This is a genomic window from Haloarcula sp. CGMCC 1.6347, from assembly GCF_037078395.1.
In the GTDB taxonomy this organism is placed as follows: domain Archaea; phylum Halobacteriota; class Halobacteria; order Halobacteriales; family Haloarculaceae; genus Haloarcula; species Haloarcula amylolytica.
Map to the genome: position 1 here is coordinate 1 of NZ_JAYMGX010000003.1, position 19,553 is coordinate 19,553.

The 19,553-nt window shown below is 55.6% G+C and carries 14 protein-coding genes and 1 pseudogene; 12 read left to right on the forward strand and 3 right to left on the reverse strand.

All coding sequences use genetic code 11. The features are described from left to right. Positions 1-676 precede the first annotated feature (676 nt). The 3 genes and pseudogenes from VI340_RS16070 (at position 677) to VI340_RS16080 (ending at position 3,962) form a co-directional block, all read left to right on the forward strand. A complete protein-coding gene (locus tag VI340_RS16070; protein ID WP_336358739.1) occupies positions 677-1,888 on the forward strand; it encodes an ABC transporter substrate-binding protein in 1,212 nt (403 codons plus the stop codon). Positions 1,889-1,892: 4 nt separating this feature from the next. Beyond that, on the forward strand, positions 1,893-3,005 hold the full coding sequence (locus VI340_RS16075) for a FecCD family ABC transporter permease (RefSeq protein WP_336358740.1): 1,113 nt from the start codon (positions 1,893-1,895) through the stop codon (positions 3,003-3,005). Between the two features lie 200 nt (positions 3,006-3,205). Further along, positions 3,206-3,962, forward strand: a pseudogene (locus tag VI340_RS16080) (ABC transporter ATP-binding protein). 216 nt (positions 3,963-4,178) lie between these two features. Here VI340_RS16080 and VI340_RS16085 read toward each other — a convergent pair. Then, positions 4,179-5,135, reverse strand: a complete 957-nt coding sequence (locus VI340_RS16085) for a bile acid:sodium symporter family protein (protein WP_008311731.1) — start codon at positions 5,133-5,135, stop codon at positions 4,179-4,181. Positions 5,136-5,600: 465 nt separating this feature from the next. On the opposite strand from VI340_RS16085, the gene VI340_RS16090 reads away from it, so the two are divergent. The 7 genes from VI340_RS16090 to VI340_RS16120 all read left to right on the forward strand — a co-directional run bounded on the left by VI340_RS16090 (position 5,601) and on the right by VI340_RS16120 (position 13,408). After that, entirely contained in the window at positions 5,601-6,542 is a 942-nt protein-coding gene (locus VI340_RS16090) for a UbiA family prenyltransferase (RefSeq protein WP_336330169.1), read from the forward strand. 167 nt (positions 6,543-6,709) lie between these two features. After that, the gene (locus VI340_RS16095) at positions 6,710-8,359 is read left to right on the forward strand and encodes a histidine kinase N-terminal 7TM domain-containing protein (protein ID WP_336358741.1); all 1,650 of its coding nucleotides are present in this window, start codon (positions 6,710-6,712) and stop codon (positions 8,357-8,359) included. A gap of 522 nt (positions 8,360-8,881) precedes the next feature. Then, positions 8,882-9,580 (forward strand): DUF2270 domain-containing protein, encoded by a 699-nt coding sequence (locus VI340_RS16100; protein WP_008311735.1) that lies wholly within the window; start codon positions 8,882-8,884, stop codon positions 9,578-9,580. Positions 9,581-9,862: 282 nt separating this feature from the next. Further along, positions 9,863-10,300: a chromosome partition protein gene (locus VI340_RS16105; protein WP_023842983.1), complete on the forward strand. Its 438-nt coding sequence runs from the start codon at positions 9,863-9,865 to the stop codon at positions 10,298-10,300. A gap of 546 nt (positions 10,301-10,846) precedes the next feature. Further along, positions 10,847-12,082: a tyrosine-type recombinase/integrase gene (locus VI340_RS16110; RefSeq protein WP_336330167.1), complete on the forward strand. Its 1,236-nt coding sequence runs from the start codon at positions 10,847-10,849 to the stop codon at positions 12,080-12,082. A 100-nt stretch (positions 12,083-12,182) separates the two neighbouring features. Further along, positions 12,183-13,028, forward strand: coding sequence for a ParA family protein (locus VI340_RS16115; protein WP_049943017.1), 846 nt, complete (start codon positions 12,183-12,185; stop codon positions 13,026-13,028). After that, the gene (locus VI340_RS16120; protein WP_008311743.1) at positions 13,025-13,408 is read left to right on the forward strand and encodes a hypothetical protein; all 384 of its coding nucleotides are present in this window, start codon (positions 13,025-13,027) and stop codon (positions 13,406-13,408) included. Before VI340_RS16115 ends, VI340_RS16120 begins: the two co-directional genes overlap by 4 nt. 1,989 nt (positions 13,409-15,397) lie before the next feature. Here the strand turns inward: VI340_RS16120 and VI340_RS16125 are convergent. Next, the gene (locus VI340_RS16125; protein ID WP_336358742.1) at positions 15,398-16,198 is read right to left on the reverse strand and encodes an IclR family transcriptional regulator; all 801 of its coding nucleotides are present in this window, start codon (positions 16,196-16,198) and stop codon (positions 15,398-15,400) included. Positions 16,199-16,559: 361 nt separating this feature from the next. Here VI340_RS16125 and arcD point away from each other — a divergent pair, with 361 nt between their 5' ends. Continuing rightward, on the forward strand, positions 16,560-18,026 hold the full coding sequence (gene arcD / locus VI340_RS16130) for an arginine/ornithine antiporter ArcD (protein WP_008311748.1): 1,467 nt from the start codon (positions 16,560-16,562) through the stop codon (positions 18,024-18,026). Positions 18,027-18,446: 420 nt separating this feature from the next. Here arcD and VI340_RS16135 read toward each other — a convergent pair whose 3' ends face one another. Beyond that, positions 18,447-18,851, reverse strand: a complete 405-nt coding sequence (locus VI340_RS16135; protein WP_008311749.1) for a DUF4864 domain-containing protein — start codon at positions 18,849-18,851, stop codon at positions 18,447-18,449. 129 nt (positions 18,852-18,980) lie between these two features. Here VI340_RS16135 and VI340_RS16140 point away from each other — a divergent pair, with 129 nt between their 5' ends. Beyond that, positions 18,981-19,541, forward strand: a complete 561-nt coding sequence (locus tag VI340_RS16140; protein ID WP_336358743.1) for a PAS domain-containing protein — start codon at positions 18,981-18,983, stop codon at positions 19,539-19,541. The last annotated feature ends 12 nt before the right edge of the window (positions 19,542-19,553 follow it).

A 19,553-nucleotide genomic window follows, 5' to 3' on the forward strand; every position in this document is an offset into this window, starting at 1 on the left:
TAACTGAACGACTTTGCTTGTGAAGCGGGAAATTTTCGACATGGACATCGACGGTTTCCCGCTTCATCTTCCTAGTTCTGACGGTCGAAGCCGACGCTGTCCCGCGATTCACCAGAGCCGTTGAGACATATTGTTTCGCGGTAGGTGTATCAGCGTCAACATGAAGGCGTAGCTAGTACAAAAGTGCTCGCGGACACCGATGTCTGGTAGTTACATCGGTGATACCCCGATCACCTGACAGGGTGTGACACATGGCTGTACTTTGTCCGGAAACAGCACGAGGTCTCTGATTGCTGACTGCGATATCAAATGCTGAAAACCGGGGGGTAGCATATATTGCCCTCCATTCATCATGTTACGCTATCAATGCAAATGGCTCGTAAGGAAACTACAGACGCTATCGGGACACCCTCGAAAATGGTACTGTTCTGTCCGGACTGTGATTTTGAGAGTGGTATGATCGGGGGCGACTGGGACGTTTCGAGCACCGGATATACGACAAGCTATCACTGCCCGCAGTGCGAGCACTCGTTCAGCGTTTCCAATCGCCGGTGACGCCTGAGCAGAGTACGGACGACGCATAGCGGCTCGATATTTCACGGCCTGAACATCGTACACACCGTGTTACGTCGAAAGGGAGGAATCACTAATCTGTTTTAGGTCCACCTGAAAAGCGATGACACGTAGACGCGAAGTACTTGCAGGTAGTGTCGGATTGGTGGCTTCCCTCGCCGGTTGTTCCAGTGGGAGCTCCGATGATGGAGGAACCACCGGGGATGGGGCCGCGATTTCCCAAACAGACCAGGCCGAAGCCACGGCAGGTACCGAGCAATCGACTCCAGAAAATTCAACGCCGTACACCGTCGAAATTGAGCCCCACGGCGAGTTCACGTTCGAAGAAGTTCCCGAGTCGTACTCGGTCATTCCCAGCGTCTACCTCGATATCGGGATGGCGCTCGGCATCCAGCCTACCGCCGCGACCGACATGGCACGGGCGCCACGGAAGTTCTACGACATCCTCCCCGACGTTACGTTCAACGAGGACGACATCATGGCGCTGGCGGCCGGCTCCGAGTCCGGCTACGACAAGGAGAACTTCTACGCTGCCGGCCCCGCTGTCAATCTCATCGACCCTCGGGGATTACGACGTTTCACCGACTGGGCGGACTCCGATATTCAGGAGATCGAGGAGGCCACCGGTCCGTTCGTCGCGTCCTCGATCCGCTTCGGCCCCGAACATCCCTTTGGGTACGAGCAGGAAACCTACCACGAACTCTACGACGTTTTCGAGAAGATGGCGGCGGTCTTCCAGCGCCAGGCCCGGTATCGGGCCTGGGAGTCGCTGCACGACGAGTTCATGGCGAACATCAGGTCTGATCTCCCCCCTGAGGACGAACGCCCCTCCGTCATCGCGGTGTGGCGCGGCGTAGACCCGGCTTCCGGCCAATTCTATCTCTCTGATATCCACAAATACCACAACCAGACCAAGCCCCTCTCGCGGCTCGGGCTCAGGGACGGTTACGATGCTGAGATCCCCGGCGGTGGTACCGTCGGTTACGAGGAACTCCTCACCCACGATCCAGATTACATCGCTGCCGTGGGCCGGCTCACAACCGCAACTCACGAAGAGTTCGTGAACAACGTCGTCGAGCCGTTCGAGAACAACCCGAACGGTCAGGACCTCACCGCCGTTCAGGAAGGTAACATCATCCGCATCGGCGGCCAATACCAGGGTCCTATCGTCGATCTTTTCGCCACGGAGGCCGCCGCCAAGCAAGTCTGGCCCGATCGCTTCGGCGAGTGGCCAGGTCCTGTCCGCGACGTCCCCGACGAAGAGAAACTGTTCGACCGCCGGGCGGTCAGTGACATCATCAACGGAAACGTCTAACGCGATGGCGAAGGTATTCGACCGGCTCACGAACCTACGCGCAGGAACGACCGACAGGTACGAGGTCTCAAAGCTCGCCCTCATTATCGCCGGCAGCCTCGCCGTCCTGCTCGGGTCAACGATACTGCAGGTGAGCTTCGGCGCGTACCCGTTGACGCTGGTCGAGGCGTGGCAGACGGTCTTCGACCCGGCGGTACTTTCCAGCCTCGAAGTCTGGCGGTGGGCGTTTCTCGGTGCAGCGGTCCCGGAGTGGTTGACCCGCCAGCAACTCATCGTCTGGAACCTCAGGCTGCCCCGTATCCTCGTCGGCGTCCTGGTCGGCGCGAACCTCGCAGTATCGGGAGCGCTCTTTCAGATAATCACGCGCAACGAACTCGCGAGCCCGTACATCCTCGGTGTCAGCGACGGGGCTGGATTAGTCGTGTTGCTCACGCTAACACTCCTCTCCGGACTGGTGCCGTTCCTACCGATACTCGCGGCTGCCGGTGGCGGACTCGCGTTCCTGCTCATGTATGCTATCGCGTGGAAGAACGGCACCAGTCCCGTCCGACTGGTGCTTGCAGGTGTTGTGGTAGGCACCGTCTTCGGGTCCGTCCAGCGGGCGCTGTTTTTCTTCATCGACGACCTCGGCGTTGCGATGTCCGCGCAGGCGTGGCTCTCCGGGACTCTGATGAACGCTGGGTGGGCTGAGGTACGAATCGCGTTGCCGTTCACCGTCCTTGCGATGGCGCTCGCGTTCGCCGTTACGCAGGAACTGGATGTACTGGCACTCGGCGAGGACCGAGCGGACTCACTGGGGATGCCGGTCGAGAAAGTCCGGTTCGCTATCGCGGGGATCGGCGTTCTCTCGACGGCGGCTGCAATCGCTGTCGCCGGCCTCATCGGGTTCGTTGGGCTCATTGTTCCCCATATGGTCCGTAATCTCGTCGGTAGCGATTCGAAGCTGCTGCTTGCGGGGTGTCTGTTCCTCGGACCGGCGCTGCTGGTCAGTGCAGACGTGGGTGCACGGCTCGCCTTGAGCCCCGTCCAGTTGCCGGTGGGCGTCATCACCGGCATCGTGGGCGGCCCGTACTTCCTCTACCTGATGCGGAAGAAAACCGACCTGGGTGAAGTCTGATGGCTGACGGTCGGCCCTCACAGATGGACGGAGAGACAGTCGAACACGGGTCCGAGGCCGGAACACGAGCCGTCGATAGCGCCAGTGAAACGACATCGGAGTCGGCCGCAGAAATCGACGGGATCGATCTCGTTGTCGGGTACTCTGGACGGGACGAGCCTGTCATCGACGGCGAGTCGATCGCCGTCCCACCGGACGAAATGACCGCGCTCATCGGCCCGAACGGGAGCGGGAAGAGCACGCTCCTGAAAGCGATGGCGGACAAGATTTCGCCCGACGACGGAACCGTCTTTGTCGATGGCCAGACGATCGACGAGTTCGGGTCCAAGGAACTCGCACGCAAACTCGGCCTGCTCTCCCAGGAGAACGTCGTTCCGACCGGTATCTCGGTGGGTGATCTGGTCGAGCGCGGACGGTACCCACATTGGGTTCTTCGAGTCGCCGTCCGACGAGGACCGAGCCGCCGTCGACGACGCGATTCAACTTGCCGGCATTGAGAACCTCCGTGACCGCGATGTCGACAGCCTGAGCGGTGGCCAGAAGCAACTCGTCTGGATTGCGATGGCAATCGCGCAGGACACGGACGTGTTGCTGTTGGACGAGCCGACGACGTTCCTCGACCCACAGCACCAGCTGGAAGTGATGCAGATAGTGGAAACGCTCCGGGATGAGAGTCAGATAACGGTCGTCCTCGTGCTCCACGATATCGCACAGGCAGCGCGGTACGCCGACAACATCGTCGCACTCAAGGACGGCTCGATGTACGCCCGCGGCCCGCCAGAGGAGGTGGTCACGAAACAGTTGCTTGCTGACGTCTTCGAGATCGAAGCGGCGGTTCTGGAAACCGAGTACGGGCTTCAGGTAATTCCGATTGACCCGGTCACCGACGCGCAGGCGGCACACACCACTGTAGGTCCTGTTCCCGAGGACGTTCCGGATACTGATCGGGAACCGTGACCGGTGGCAGCACCACCCAGACATCCAGACTGCGTCAGAATCGACATCACTGATCTTGTCGTCAGATGGTTCGGGGGATACGATTACTCTGTTTGTTGAGATAGCCGAAGGGGTCCCCCGCTTCCTGGCTCCTCCATGTCCGTACGGCCTGGTCGCTCACCACTGGATGAGCGGATTTGATAACACCGAAAATCGGGTTACCGTGGGAAGCGAGCCTCAGTCGTCGCTTGGCACAGCCTCGACGGATTTCTGTCCGTCGTCCTGCCAGCTAAAGAAGCTTGCCAGCGCCGGCCCGGTGATGTTGTGCCAGACGCTGAACAGCGCCGGAATGAGTGCGGCTGCAGGCTCGAACAGCGTTGTCGCCAGCGCGACGGCTAAACCGCTGTTTTGCAGCCCCACCTCGAACGCACAGGTCCGAACGCGGTCTTTCGACATTCCAGTTGCCCGCCCGACACCGTATCCCGAGCCAAGCCCGATCGCGTTGTGGGCGACGACCGCCACGAGCACAAGCAGACCAGCCGTGAGGATGTTGTCCACGTTCGCGCCAACAACGCCAGCGACAATCGCAACAATCGCGGCGACACTGATAAGTGGGAACACGTCGGTGCCGATTTCAGCGGCTTTGGGCGAATAGCGGTCCAGCAAGTACCGGATTGTGAACCCGAGCAACACCGGAATGATGACGATCTGAATGATGCTCCGGAACATCTCCGCAAAGGTGACGTTGATCTGTTCGCCGAGGGTAAACACTACCCAGGCCGGCATCACGATCGGCGCTGCAAGGGTGGTAAGCGTCGTGATCGCGACGGACAGCGCCACGTCACCCCGACCGAGATACGCCATCACGTTCGACGCGGTCCCACCGGGAGCGGCACCGACCAGAATGAGACCGATTCCGACAGCGTCCGGAAGATCAAGGAGGACATACAGCCCGTACGCAGCGGCAGGCATCACCAGCCACTGCGTGACAGCGCCGATACCGATATCGACCGGTTCTTCGATTAGCCGGCGAAAGTCCGCCGGTTGGAGCGTCAACCCCATCCCGAGCATGATTAGCCCGAGCAGCGGGGACACGTAGTCCAACACTGGGACGAACGGGTCCGGCCTGACGAGAGCGATCCCTGCCAGAAGGATTACCCAGACAACGAAGTACTTGCTCGCAGCCCGACTCACCGCTCGAAGCGTCGATGTCGAAGTCACATCTCTGGATGATGAACAATGTAGAAAAAGCTTACTTTGGATCGCTGTACTGTCGGACGACGAACACACAATGTGGGACGGCCGCTGGTTTTCTGGACTATAGTACCAATTGAAAATCAATGGCTACTATCGCTATTGTTGGGTCGAGATTGATATCGACGCACAGTGAGTCTGTCCGAGAGCGAACAGGGCCTCCCGTGGTGAACTGCTCACGGAGTGGTATCCACCTGGCCATTGATAGTATCCCCCAACCCGTCTCCACTCAATCTATTCCATGGTCGCTTGCTCAGACAGCGCTTGGATAGATACGAAGATGTTCCGCACGTTTGACTATACTCTCATCCACGACGAAGCCAAACCAAACTTACTTCGACTTTTGAAGATATTTAATATAGGGTAGGACTTTACTGTATAGTTCGCCGATATTCTACTGCAGCTATGCCGACTGATGCACAAAACCCAGGCAAGCAGCCTGACATAGAGTCCGTGAGGAACCGCTCTTTGATTACAAAACTAGCTACGCTGACGAGACCAGTCAGGAATATATTTCTCTACAGTTCCGTGTATCTCGCAGTTATTGCGATGGCGGAAGCAGTCCTTGTGAGTGAACTACTGGCGCTCCCACTAACGCCGGCTCCGATTGTGGCAGGATTGCTCACGTTCGCAGTGTATGGCAACGACCGGTTGGCAGACTTAGAAACTGATGCGAAAACGTCCCCCGCACGGACTGCCTTCGTGCGCCGATATCAGAACGGCTTCTACGTTCTGGCGGCTATCGCATACGGCCTTGCTGTGGCCCTGTCTGCATTGGGTGGGCCCATCAGCTTTGGTCTATCGCTGTTACCGGGTGTGTGCTGGATTCTCTACGCCTGTGACTGGATCCCTACCCTTCCGAGCGGTACCCAGCGACTGAAAGAGGTCTTCCTTCTCAATTCAACTCTCGTCGCTGTAGTCTGGGCGCTCGTCATTGTGTGTCTGCCGATAACGTACGTTGGTGCGCCCGCTTCTCCGGCGGTCGGTGTCGTGTTCCTGTTTTTCGTATTGGCGACGTTCGTCAATACAGAAATTCCGAATGTGCGCGATAAGGAGGGTGACAGCGAAATCGGTGTCCGGACGCTCCCGGTTGTGGTCGGTGTTCGCTGGACTAAGTATATCCTCTACGGAATCACGGGTCTGACAGCGGTTCTGCTCGGTGTTGCGTTTGTTGCAAATATCATCAATCTCAGGGAAGCAATCGTTCTCTTACTTAGTTTGCTCTTCCTGAATGGCGTCATCTTCTGTCTTAACCGAACCGAAAACGACAGTGCACTTGCGGTCGCAGCAGAGTGTACTCGCTTACCAGCGTTTGTTGTTGTGGTCTTCCCACTGCTCGGCCAGTAGCACTATCATATAAATTACCTTATTTGTAAAGCACCCTCTCTTCCGCCAGTATTCGGCCCTCTGATGGCGGTTCTGTCAATCTTAGATACTTTCGAAGGCAAATAGGTTATAACGATGGCGCCCGATTAATCTTCAACATAGTTGTGTTCTCACTGACGCTGATGAAGATGGTGTTGGTCGCCACGATTGCGGTCGGCGTTACGGGCGGCCTCCTTGCCTGGAAAGAGCGCCCAGAACCCGGCGCTGACCCACTTATTCTGCTTTTGGCAGGCCAGTGCTGGTGGTCGGCCACGCTGATCTTCCGGATTGATGCAGCGACGCTGAGCTCGAAGGTTTTCTGGGTCGATGTCTCTTGGATCGGTGTTGCAATCATTCCGATAGCGTGGCTGCTTTTTTCGCTCGAATATGCCGGCTATACCGAGTATACGGCCCGCAAGCACATCCTGCTCTATTCGATCGTCCCTGCAATTACCGTCTTTCTGGGACTCACGAGCCACTCCCACCAGTTACTGTACACTAATTCGGTCATCATCCAGGAACACGGAATTGCGACGTTGAACAGAACGCCGGGTGTCTGGTTTTGGATTATAGCCGGCTATACGTATTTGCTGGGCCTTCTCGGGGCACTTCCGCTGTTGAAACTCGTTACGAGTCAAGTGGACCCGTTCCGCGGCCAGAGCTTAGCGCTCCTTCTCGGTCTGCTGGCACCCTGGGTGACGAACGTCCTCTTTTTGATGGGGTCACTCCCATCTGCCGGTGTCGATCCGACACCGATTGCCTTTGCCGTGTCCGGTCTCGCGTATCTAGGCGCACTCACCAGGTTCCAGCTCTTCGGTGCAAATCCGACGCCGATACGCCATGCTCGCAATTCGCTGTTTCAGCAGATGCAGCAAGGGGCTCTCGTGTTGGATACGCACGACCATATCGTCGATATGAACGACCAGGCTACCACTGCCCTGCAGACGACGCCGAACGAAGCCCTCGGCCGACCACTTGAACAAATCAGTCCGGATCTATCGGCGCTCGGTAGCGCAACACAGGCCGGGCAAACGATTTACCGTCCCCAGGGGGCGTCCCAGTCGTACGACGTCTCCGAAAGTCTCGTAACAGATATCCATGATCGGACTATCGGCCGGGTCATTACTTTACACGATGTGAGTAACCTTCTCCGTGACCAGCAACGGCTAGAGGTTCTCCACCGGGTCTTCCGGCACAACATCCGAACGAACGTGCAAGTCATCCTCGGTAACGCTGCGTATCTAGCCACGCACAATAGTGAGTCGAAGGCCGCAACCCTGCAAGAACACGCCGTCGAAATCAATGAACTCGGGGAAAAAGTCCGTTCGGTTATCGATATCTTTGAACAAAGCCGAGAGGAACGAGATACTCTCAGCCTGAACTCTATTCTCGACGAGTGTCTCGATTCGACCAGCGAAGCGTATCCCGAGGTCACGTTCGAGTATGCTCCCGAGCAGACAGATTTCGCGGTGGATTGCCTGTTTGATGTCGTCTGTCTGAATATCATTCAAAACGCCGCTCAACACAATACCTCTCCCGACCCTGTTGTGTCAATCAAGGTCGAACGGGACGGCGAATACGTTCAGGTCACTGTCCGGGACAACGGGCCCGGTATTGACTCCAACGAGCTCGCTCTCGTAGAACATGGCTCGGAAACGCCGCTAAAGCACGGGAGCGGATTCGGGCTGGCACTGGTTGTGTGGGGAACTGATATCGCAGGTGGGACAGTCGATATCGAGTCGAGTGAGACGACGGGAACGACTGTCTCCCTACGGATTCCGATTCTCTCATCAGGATAAGTCACCGAGACGTTGAGAAGGTGGACGATTCTCCCTCTGTGCCTGAGTGAGTACCGTCCCATAGTATTCAGGATTTAGTCCATTATTACGCAATTTAAACCCTCTAAAACTCCAAAACCTATCCCGATTTACCCTCCAAGAATGCTTGTATATGGCCTATCGCCTTCTGAGACACTACCGTTGTGCTTTTATATGTGGCTACAGTATTGATAGTAGAGAACAATACTATGGCCAACCACGACCTACTCAGATGCTGGGTGTCACAGGGGAGAACTGTCCGATGCCGGTCGTCAAGGCGAAACAAACCATTGACGAGCTATCGTCGGGGAAAAAACGGGCACGGACGTTCTCAAGCACTACGTCCGCACAACGGAGTAACACGATGATTACGGGACCTCAACAGGTGGCTACTGCAGATATACCCCCTGACTACGACAGGAGCGACTCCGACAATAGTGTCGACTCGGCGATAGCCGCTCAGCACACGACCGAGTCGAATCTCCAGCCGCTCATCTTCCACTCATGACACGGGTCTCAAACAAGGACGTCGACGCGGGCGACTCGACACATCGGGAAGTCGGTGAGGGCCTGCTAGAGGAGGATATGGGTCCGAGTTCAGCCATGGCCCATCTTTACCGCGGCGAGATCCACCGGATGAAGTTCTGGCGCGAGCGCCTCGACCGGACAACCAACTGGGCAGTGTTGGTAATCTCTGCGATCCTCACATGGGCCTTTTCGCGGCCGGACATTCCTCATTACATCCTCTTGATCGGAACGGCCACGCTTGCAGTGTTTCTGTTCATCGAGGCCAGGCGATATCGAGGTTACGACATCTGGCGAAGCCGAGTCAGAACACTACAGGCAAACGTCTTCGCCTACGGGTTAGACCCCGCTGCAGGCGTGGCCGATCCGGACTGGCGCAAGTCACTGAGTGCCGATTACCGACAGCCGACGATCAAAATCAGCACCGAAGAAGCTATCGCGCACCGACTCCGACGAGTGTACCTGCCGCTTTTCACTGTCTTACTAACCGCATGGCTCATACGAATTACCGTGTTCAGTTCCGGTTCGTGGACAGATAGCGCTGCTATCGGTATGCTTCCCGGCGTCGTCGTCATCGGCACTGTCGGACTACTATACGCCGCTGCAATCGTCGTCGCCGTCCGCCCCAGAACATGGCACGCAAAAGGAGAGCTTCGGTCCGAAGATCTCCGCCAATAGGGTATTCTGGAATTCACCGAAGTCCCACGGAAATTATGTGACAGTGGTGTATGCTGTGGGTAACGCCGATCACGGACACGAAATAATCGGTCAGTTCGTCTAGGTTCTACACCAGTGTCGATGCACTATTGGAGATTCATCGCTATCCAAATGCAACCAACTGGGAACTACGATTAGTAGCACATACCAATCAGGCAGGGACATGATGACTCAACCTTCGGTACTGCTGCACCGGGAGAGGCACCAGTTCCGTACTCCGGCTACAGCAGAGGAGGATCACCGGTGACCACGCTTGCACGCAATATCAGTTCCTGGCTACTCGTCGCTACTGTGGTGGCCACCAGTGGGACAGTCGGGACAACAGTTGCATTTCAGGATTCTGCACAGGACATACAAACAGAGAACGAAGCCCTCCACGCTGAAAACGAGGAATTGCGTGAACAACTGAACGAGACCCGGGAAGACCGAAAGGCGGAAAAATCCCGTGCTGAAAACCTCAACAAACAGTTAGAAACACGCAACGAGGACGTAGACACACTTCTTTCGGAACTAGAAAGGAAAGAAAAAATGTTAAATGCCAGCCAAGCCCGGCTCGCGGAGTCCCGTGAAAACCAAGCGGGCATGTCACGGTCCGAAATGGAAAAACGGCTCGATTATCTCTGTGCACAGCCAGAGAACATTGACCGATTTGGTTGCCAGGAGTTCGGTCCCGATGAGTGACAACTGAGAGATTGGCCCTTGAGTAAGCCACATTTCAGAACCGCTGGATCTGTTCTATACTGTTGGCTCGGCCATTGCACGATATCCATCCCGTGTGGTGAAATTCTTCACAGATGGCCGGCGATGACGGTTACGGGAGCTACCGCAGGCCCGGAATATCCTATCCTGTAGTCGGTCTTACCTGCTCATTGGTGCTCTTGGAAGAGCGGTGAAGGGGCTGTTCTCAGTACAGACGAGAAATCTGTGCTTGACTCCGCTACAGAATATACGGAATTTGAGTGGAGATGAGCCCTAACCGGATAAAAACTGCAGTGGAACATTTCTACCGAGCCTGTACAACACAGAATTTGATATAGCGTTATATAATTTATGTGCTGTGGTAATCCGACCGTCTGTATCTGTCTTGTTATAGGTTTCTGCATGAGAAAACAATACAAGACAAACTATTAGTCGTACGATGGAAATACGCTACATACGAAAACTCGGTGATTCAGACGAACCAGCTAGAACAGTTCGTCAGTTACTGCAGTTCACACCCAAAATCCAATGACTGAAACTCGCTACTCAACGATGGACTTAGCCGACTGTGAGTCTTTCTATCACGAAACCGTCGTACCGACGATGGAAACCGACGGGCTGGACCCGACCGCTGAAGCCCCCACGTACACCTGGCTGAACGGACAGTTCCCGGGATTCGTAAAGCATCTCCAACGGCGATTTGACCTGTCCCCGGGGCAGTTCTACGACGAGATCGGAGTCCCAGAAGCCACGACGACATCGGGATCATTTGACTTCCTCTCTGTCAACACCCAGCGGGCCATCGAGGGGTACCTCGACGAACTTTCGACTCGACGTGGGCGTGCTGACGCCACAATCGATACACGGCGGTCGATTCTACGACGCTACGCGAAAGTATATACCAATATCCACGATACAAAAGATTTGCTCGTACCGCTGGAGAATCCCGACGAACGCGTTGCAGAGATGGATCGGGTGGCGGCGACGTTTGATGCGCTGGACCAACTGGACGATGCCCTGACGACGCTTGCGTCACGGCGTAAATACGTTCAGGACACGCGGCAGTTCTACAAACACCTGGTGATGTTCGGAAACGCCGCGTACAATCCACTCGCTGACCTCGAAATCCGGTTTGGATGGGATAGAACCCCGTCCTGGGACAACAAAGCACTCGATAGAAGCGCCGTCCAACGCTTGTATGGAGCAGCGAGTGAGCTACGGGATCGATTCATCGTGGTCGCGTGCTGCGGTTGGGGGCTTCGCCCGAGTGAAGTCGCATCGCTACATATTCGACAGCTCAACCTCGATCCGGACGATGACTCGCATCCGTACATAGAGTTCGGTGACGGCGAGCGGAAAAACGGTCCTGGGACCGTGGCTCTCTTGGCCGGTCTGGAGACGGTAGAACGCCGTATAGAGACGCTTTCCGATCCAGAGTGGAGTGGCTACCTCTTGCCTTCCCCGTCCGCAGCCACTGGCCATCTAACCGCCGAAACCGTCCGACGACGGTTCAAATCAGTGGCTGAGGCCGCAGATGTCACTGTCGACGGCGACACGCCAACGCCAAAAACCGGCCGTCGATTCTGGTACACTACGTACGGTGCTGCTGTCAGGCGGGTTGCGGAACGGTTCGAAGACGTCGCAGCGGAGCAGGGCTCGGCGTCTGCACAAGTCGTACTCGATAACTACCTCTCGGAGTCTGAAGCCCGGTCTCACCGGCGGGCGGAGATGCGCGAGACGCTCGCAGGGCTGTTCGTCGAGTAGTCCGCGTTTTGCAAGACCGCTTTAGAGATACCAGCCGGCTATACCGTATAGCTATACCGTCTGACTAATCTTTATATCTGTGCGGTGAATGCGATACGGTATGCTGACCTACACCGTGTACAGCGAGGCCGGCGGTGTCGGCAAGACAACGATGGCGGCGAACCTCGCCGTCGCCGACGCCCGTGCTGGTCACGACGTACTGGCTATCGATATGGATCCACAGGAGGGGAGCCTCTCGTTCCTGTTCGACGTCGCGGACCGCCGAACGGACTCGGAGGCCGACAGTTTAGTACGACACCTCGTCGAACGGCCACGCGGCCCGTTCGCTGACCTCATTGAGGCCTCAGAGGGTGTCGATGTCCTTCCCGCACACAACTCTCTGGAGGTCCTTTCGAAACATCTGCGGCGTCGTGAGGAGGAAGCGGCGGACTTCGGTGAGAACTGGAACCCGAACGTCCAGCTCCTACGTGTGCTAAAGGACGCGGGCGTTCCGTCCGAGTACGACACTGTCATCATCGACCCGCCTGCGACCGCGGACGTGAAACTGTACAACGCATTGCACGCGACGCGGAACCTCGTTATCCCGTTTGAACCCAGCGGCAAAGGCCAACAGTCTGTCGAGGGCCTCGCAGACCTCGTGACCGGGCTTGAAGACACGCTAGATATCAATGTGGGCGTATTAGCTGCTGTACCGAATCGGTTCAAGGGGACCAACGATCAAGAGGAGATGCTCAAACGGCTTCGTGCGGAGTCGTACGATATACCTGTCGTGTTCCGGGAGCGGACGTCCTTGCTTGAAGGCTGTTGGCGCAAACAGTGTTCGGCGTTCAAATACATTGAAGACCACCGGAGTCGGGAACGTGACTACGAAATCGAAACGCTGGAGCAGTTCGAAGAGCTAGCTGCGCATCTCCGACAGACTCGCGAACAGGAGGCAACAGCATGAAATCCGGCTCCGGCGACGATCCGTTTGCGGAGACCGATTCGGATCCAGAGCCAGAACCGGACGAGCAGCAGGATGAGGTGATGGATGTTGAAACTGAACCCGCCGACGTAGAAACGGCGGCCCAACCGGACATCCCATACAAATTCCGGCGTGACTCAGTCAAGCAAGACCGCAAGCAACGGCCGATCTTCATACGCCCCGAGGTCGAGGAGCGCGAATCCACTTTCCTCCGTCATCTAGAAGACGCGGTCGGTGAGGATGTATACAAGACCGACGCGCTGGAAGCCGCTCTCGTCGTTGCTATGGACAATCCGGACCTTGTCGCCGAAAAGCTCCGTGAGTGGGGGTACGACTGGGAGCAATCGGCCACGTCCCGCTAAGTACACAACAGTATTGAGCGCGCCCTCGCGCTCCGCCCGTGGTTTTGTCTTTTTGTGCTTGCAGTCCTCTCCCGATACCTAGCCGAACGAAACTGGAACTGTTAACTGTGTCAACTGCCTACCTTCATCCGCTACCACATATAGCTATCTCGTCCAACTATCTCTTTTGAATATGTGGATTGGCTATACCGTATAGCTATACCGACCAGCCATATTATGTGGGTATACAGTATGGCCAATTCGATTAGCCATGCGGAATGGCTATGGGGTGTCGATAGGTCGAATAGCTGACGAGCTCGATTAGCCGCTGTACGTGCTGAGACGAGCTAATACGTATAGTTCTCTCTTCGAGATATCTCGACTGTTCCGACGACAACAATCGCTGTGGCCGATACCTGTTGGACGGTTCACCCTCTCCCCGAAGACGATTACAGATCTGCCGGTGGCGGGTGTCGAGTGCTTTCGAGAGTCACCACCGATAGGTCAAACCGGCACTAGCGGTTTCCGAATCGAACAGGTGTGGCCACCCAGATGCGCCAATAACTGGCTCAATACGCCAAATAAAGGCCCGAACAGCGCTTACAATATCTCCGAGCTGGTGCGGTTCGAAGCTCTCCTGATACTCGATGTCCCCCTTCGATAGCTGGCTATTCCCTCCAGTCCGATGCTGTCATGAATAGGTGAGACCACACCAGTGACAGCTTTCGTCCAGAAGTTCTGGCCCAACGACCTGCGTCTATACGACTTCTGCTGTACGAAGGCGCTCACAGCCGCTCGGTCGGACCGTGCCGCGTGTCCCATTCCGGAGCCAGTCAGGCGGTTCGCCAGTACGATAGCATCACCGGCGATGTGGACCGGACCTGACCCTATATTGGTGATTCACCGTCGTCTTTCCGATTACTCTAAGCAGATTAAACAGATATTGTTTAAGAAGCGATGTTCTATCTATAGAAAAGGGCTGATCTAGATACTCAAGTCAATTCTCTCCATCAAGTTTGAAAAAGCCTTTCTACGCTCTTCAAAATATTTATATAATCGCGAACTTTGACCTTCGATCTGCTAATCCACTCTTGAATTGGTGTTCGAATATCTAAGATACTGCTAATGAGTGTTATCTAATCACAAGGGTATCGAACCCCGCAAATCGAATTCCGCCTGTCGCGTGAGAATATATAACGATTGTACCCGTGTTATTGTACTCTGGAACGGGTACCTCTGACCGTTCCGACTGCTTGGCCACGCATCACAGTCACATCTATCAATTTGACCGCATACATCGGCTACCCTGAGTCAGAGGTGTTGCTGTTGATGAGTAGGATTGGGACTGCTGACAACGATGACGATCTCGACGTGTGAGTAGCGGTTGACCAATCAGGTCATGACCGTCTGACCCGCTGGCTGGGAATGGAAGTGAATATACAGACCATGCAGCAGATCTGGTTGCCCCTCCCTGGCGATACTTTGACTATACCGAATGAGATTTCAGTTGCCTTGCTCTCCCGCTGCATTAGTTGATGCGTGACCGAAGCGTACACACAGAGGAGACAAAGTTAGTCGACGGCGATATAGCGCCTCTGGCGTCAGCAAGCAGACTTAGTTCGGAATAAACAAATAAGACCGGAATTCAAGCCGACTAAAACGGCCCAAGACGGTACAACAGCGATTGAAACTGAGCGTATAGTTCACAAGCGGAGATGAGTCGCTGATCGAAGGGGCCTCAAACCGATGCATTAGCCACTCTAACAACGGAATCTGATAGGCGAACTCGACACGAGCGTCAAGCTATCCAGCCATTCAGATTGCTACAGAAGGGAGCGTATCACAGGGTGTCCCTGAGAAGGACTGGATGCCCGTCACCGCTCGAGTATTCAGATAGAGCGCATCTGGACTACAGTTCCGGATTAATGGCCTTTTTGTGCCATTTCTAGGCTAAACCATATCTCCACAACGTAGTGCAGCAGCGATAGTAGCCTTCGATATATGTGAACACTATTTACTCCGGGCGGCCGCAGACTCTAAATTGACCTCGATGATGTTTGCTGCCTCCATCACTAACTCCGGAAGGTCACTGTTGAGGTATTCACCGGACAGCCGCATTTTCGGTGCGGTTACACTGATCGCACCACAAATTGCTCCGTCCACGTCCTGTATCGGAGCGCCCACGGAGCGCATACCCCGGATTTCCTCCTCATCGTTTATCGCGTACCCCTTCCTTCGAATTTCTGCGAGTCTCTCGCGCAGTTCGTCTGGATCAGTAATCGTTTTTTCTGTCTGCTGAACGAGTTCTTCACTGGCCAGTATATCAGTGACTTGGGCTTCATCGAAATGTGCCAGCAGCGCTTTTCCCGTCGCAGTACAGTGGAGATATTGTGGGGACTCTCTGGTCCGCCGTTGATAATCCATGGCTACCGTTTCTCCTCCATTATGCTCGTACAGTGTTACCTCCCTGTTCCGGTACGCAACTGTGAGGTGGACCCATTCACTGGTCTCTTCGGCTAACCGTTCTACTTCCTCCTTTCCGATTTGATAGAGGTCAACCCGATTCCGGACGCTTTCACCGAGTGGGACGAACCGTAGTCCCAACCGATATACGCCGTCTGATTTGTCAATAAAACCCTCTGCAACAAGTGTCTGTAGATACGTATGCAATGTACTTTTGGCAACGTCTACGTCATCACAGAGGTCCGCAAGTGTCACTTCAGACTGAGACTGAATCTCGCGCAGGATATCGCTCGCAGTCTGAATCGACTTGATCTGTCGAATTGCAGTCGGCGGTTCGCGTTCAGTCATATGTTGAGTCTCGTTTATCAGGTTATATGATTTTGGTATATCGAACGTACCGTTTGTCGGTGCGACCGCTTTCGACAGCACATACTGATCCGACCGGTATGATCGCTCAGTAAGGTGGACTCCGCAGTCCAGCACAATCTGACCCAGAAACAGTTTCGCGACCGCTCTCTACATGAACTTTTATTAATGACGCTGTCAATGGAGCAAACGATATGCGCTGTTGGACAAGTCGGCATAGTCGCCAAGCTAGCCGTATACCGACTGAGAAGTCGCTTCAAAGCATACAAGTCGGAAAACTGAATGCACACGCCCACTGCTGGGAAGAAAACGGTACAGACAATAAGTAACCGACCCAATAAGAATGAGCTCCGAATTCGACATCAAGCTGTACGACGATATTGATCCCGAAGACCGACCCTCTCTGGGAGAGGCGCTGATACCGATTATCGGGATGCTAACCGCGCTGGGCATTGGTATCGGCATCTATGGACTTGACCCGCAGTTCCCACTCCTCTGGGGCATTGCATTCACTGGGCTGTTCAGTTACTACCGGTTCGATATATCCTGGGACGAGATGTACTCCGGGATTACACATACGCTGCTAATGGGCATTCAGGTCGTGTTTATCCTGTTTATCGTCTACGCTCTCATCTCGACCTGGATACAGGCCGGAACGATTCCGACGCTCATGTACTACGGGCTTGACCTGCTGCACCCGATAGTGTTCCTGCCGCTCACGGCGATCATTACTGCAGCGATAACGTTTGCCATCGGCTCATCATGGACCGCAGCGGGGACGCTCGGTGTTGCCTTCATAGGCATCGGATCGGGACTCGGACTCCCTGAACCGATGACCGCGGGCGCAATCCTCACAGGTGCATACACGGGAGACAAACAGTCACCACTCTCGGACACGACAAACCTCGCTTCGGCGGTGACAAACACTGACCTGTACGACCATATCAATGCCATGCGGGCAGGGACTTTCCTGGCCTTCTCTATTGCCGTCGTCCTGTACGCCGGTCTCGGCATCCGCGCGTCAGGAGCGATTCCCGTGGACCGCATCGCCGAGATACAGACGGCGCTCACGGGCTCGTTCACGATCTCTCCGCTCGCTTTCTTCCCCCTTCTCGTCACATTTGGGCTGGCGATATACGGTATCTCCGCGATTCCAGCTCTTGGTGCTGGTGTCTTTGCCGGTGCGATTACATCGGCCGTGCTTCAGGGGAACTCGTTCACATCGGTCTGGACCGTCGCACAGAGCGGAACAAGCCCGGAAACAGGGATGGAGCTCGTGAACGGCCTCCTCGCAAGCGGTGGGATGGTCGGCGGTGCATGGGCCGTAACAATTGCCATCGCCGCACTCGCACTGGGTGGCCTGTTCGAATGCACTGGGATTATCGCTGTCCTGGCACATCACCTCGGCCAGCTCAGTGACAGCGTCGGTAGCCTCACCGGAATCACGGTCCTGTCATCAGTCTCGATGAATGTCCTTGCGGCAGAACAGTATATCAGTATCGTTGTTCCCGGCGTGACGCTCGGGAGCCTCTACGAAGAGAAGGGCCTCAAGACCGAAAATCTCTCCCGGGCAATTGAGTCCTCTGGCACCGTCACGAGCGCGCTCATTCCGTGGAATAGCGGCGCGGTGTTCATGGCCGGAACGCTTGGCGTCAGTACGTTCCAGTACGCCCCCTACTACTTCTTGGGCTTCCTTTCGCCGCTTATCCTCATTCTCATGGGAGTTACCGGCTGGCAAATCACGTATACCGAGACCGAGGCTGACAGCCAGACACCGAGTAATATGGCTGCGCCGGCAGATAGTGACTGAGCGCACCGCCCGGCGATAGCGGGTAAGTACCCCGGACCTCACTGCGATTCGGAATCACAGGCACCATTCGAGTCCACCGAACCAGATATACTCACTCATTGGTGACAAGGCCCGACGCCCTCGAATATCTAAACCGAAATAGGTAAGAAATACCTTTAAAAGCCCGGACACAAATATAAAAATAGCTATTTATATACGTATACTACAAAACTATGGAAAATAACTATCGATACAAGGTTATTCAGCCCAATTCTGGGTACATACTCTTGCCGACGCTGGGAGACATGGATGCGAAAATCCCTGCATGGGGGCGTACGACTGTCACATCGAAACGGCTGAACACCCGGAATTGGGGGGCGATTAACCACTGAAGCGCAGTTCACGATGTTCTGTAACGCTAGGTCCTCTCGTTAGGTGAGCTCAGACCACTCCCACACGGTCGGTCTGCCAGCAGCCTCGGAACTCGCCGACGGACTGCACTGATAGACCGAACTCGTACGTGGTCGTTCGTCCATCCGGCCCCGTAATCGTCACCCGCTGTTCAGCGTAGTTTTCGTTTCGCTCGACAGAGCCTCGCACAGCCTCTCCGAAGTCGATTATCGGGCGGTACTGCGGTGACTCGACCATGGCTATAAATCGGTCCAGTGGCCCAGTCGAGCGGCGGTTGGCTGGGGAGGCGAAGTTGTACGCCGTCATAATACCCGCGTTCTCAAACGGGTCGTCGTTCGTTTTTAGCGCATCGACCTGGAGGGCAACAGCATCACCAGGGCTGTATGTCTCGCTGGACGTTGGAAGGCCAGTCACCGGATGCTCGTCTTCAGACATTGATATCGTAGGTGCCGTGTGTCTCTGAAACAGGGGCTATACCAGCATGAATGGCACGGCTGATCGGCTACAAACCCGGATATCGACGGGAGTTTGTGTTCCCGGCAGCTAGAACTGGCGACTGCGATCATGGCCGAACTGAGGGACGTACTTATCGAAACCATGTTGCTCGACGAGGAGCGGTTTCGCCAGCGGCTTCCGGGCCTTGTCGAAACACACCAGCTCCGGACTGTCGATCCACACCCTGCCGACGAGTCGCCGGCAGACATTCTTCAGAACCTCGATGCGCTCAAGCTCGGCTCTGTGACGCCCTTCGAGCGAGAGATTATCGCGAAAATGGTGCGACTCGGGACGGCACCGCTGGGCCTGACACTCACGGGACCTGCGTACCAAGATAATCCGCTCAGATATGCGACACAGACGTTCAGAGAGATGACGGGCCACTCGCTGACCGCACTCCGCGGCGAGAATCTCCGCCTCCTGCAAGGGCCGGCAACGGACCCAGAGTCGGTCGCGACACTTCAGGAGGGGATCGACATCTGGGAACAGCGGACCGTCGAACTATGGAACTACCGGTCGGACGGCACACGCTTCAAAAACCGAGTGACGATAGTGCCACTCACCGGTCCCGACGGCTCCATCACGAACTGGCTCGGTGTACAGAAAGCAATCGGCACGGCAGATAGCTAACCGTCGGTGGCA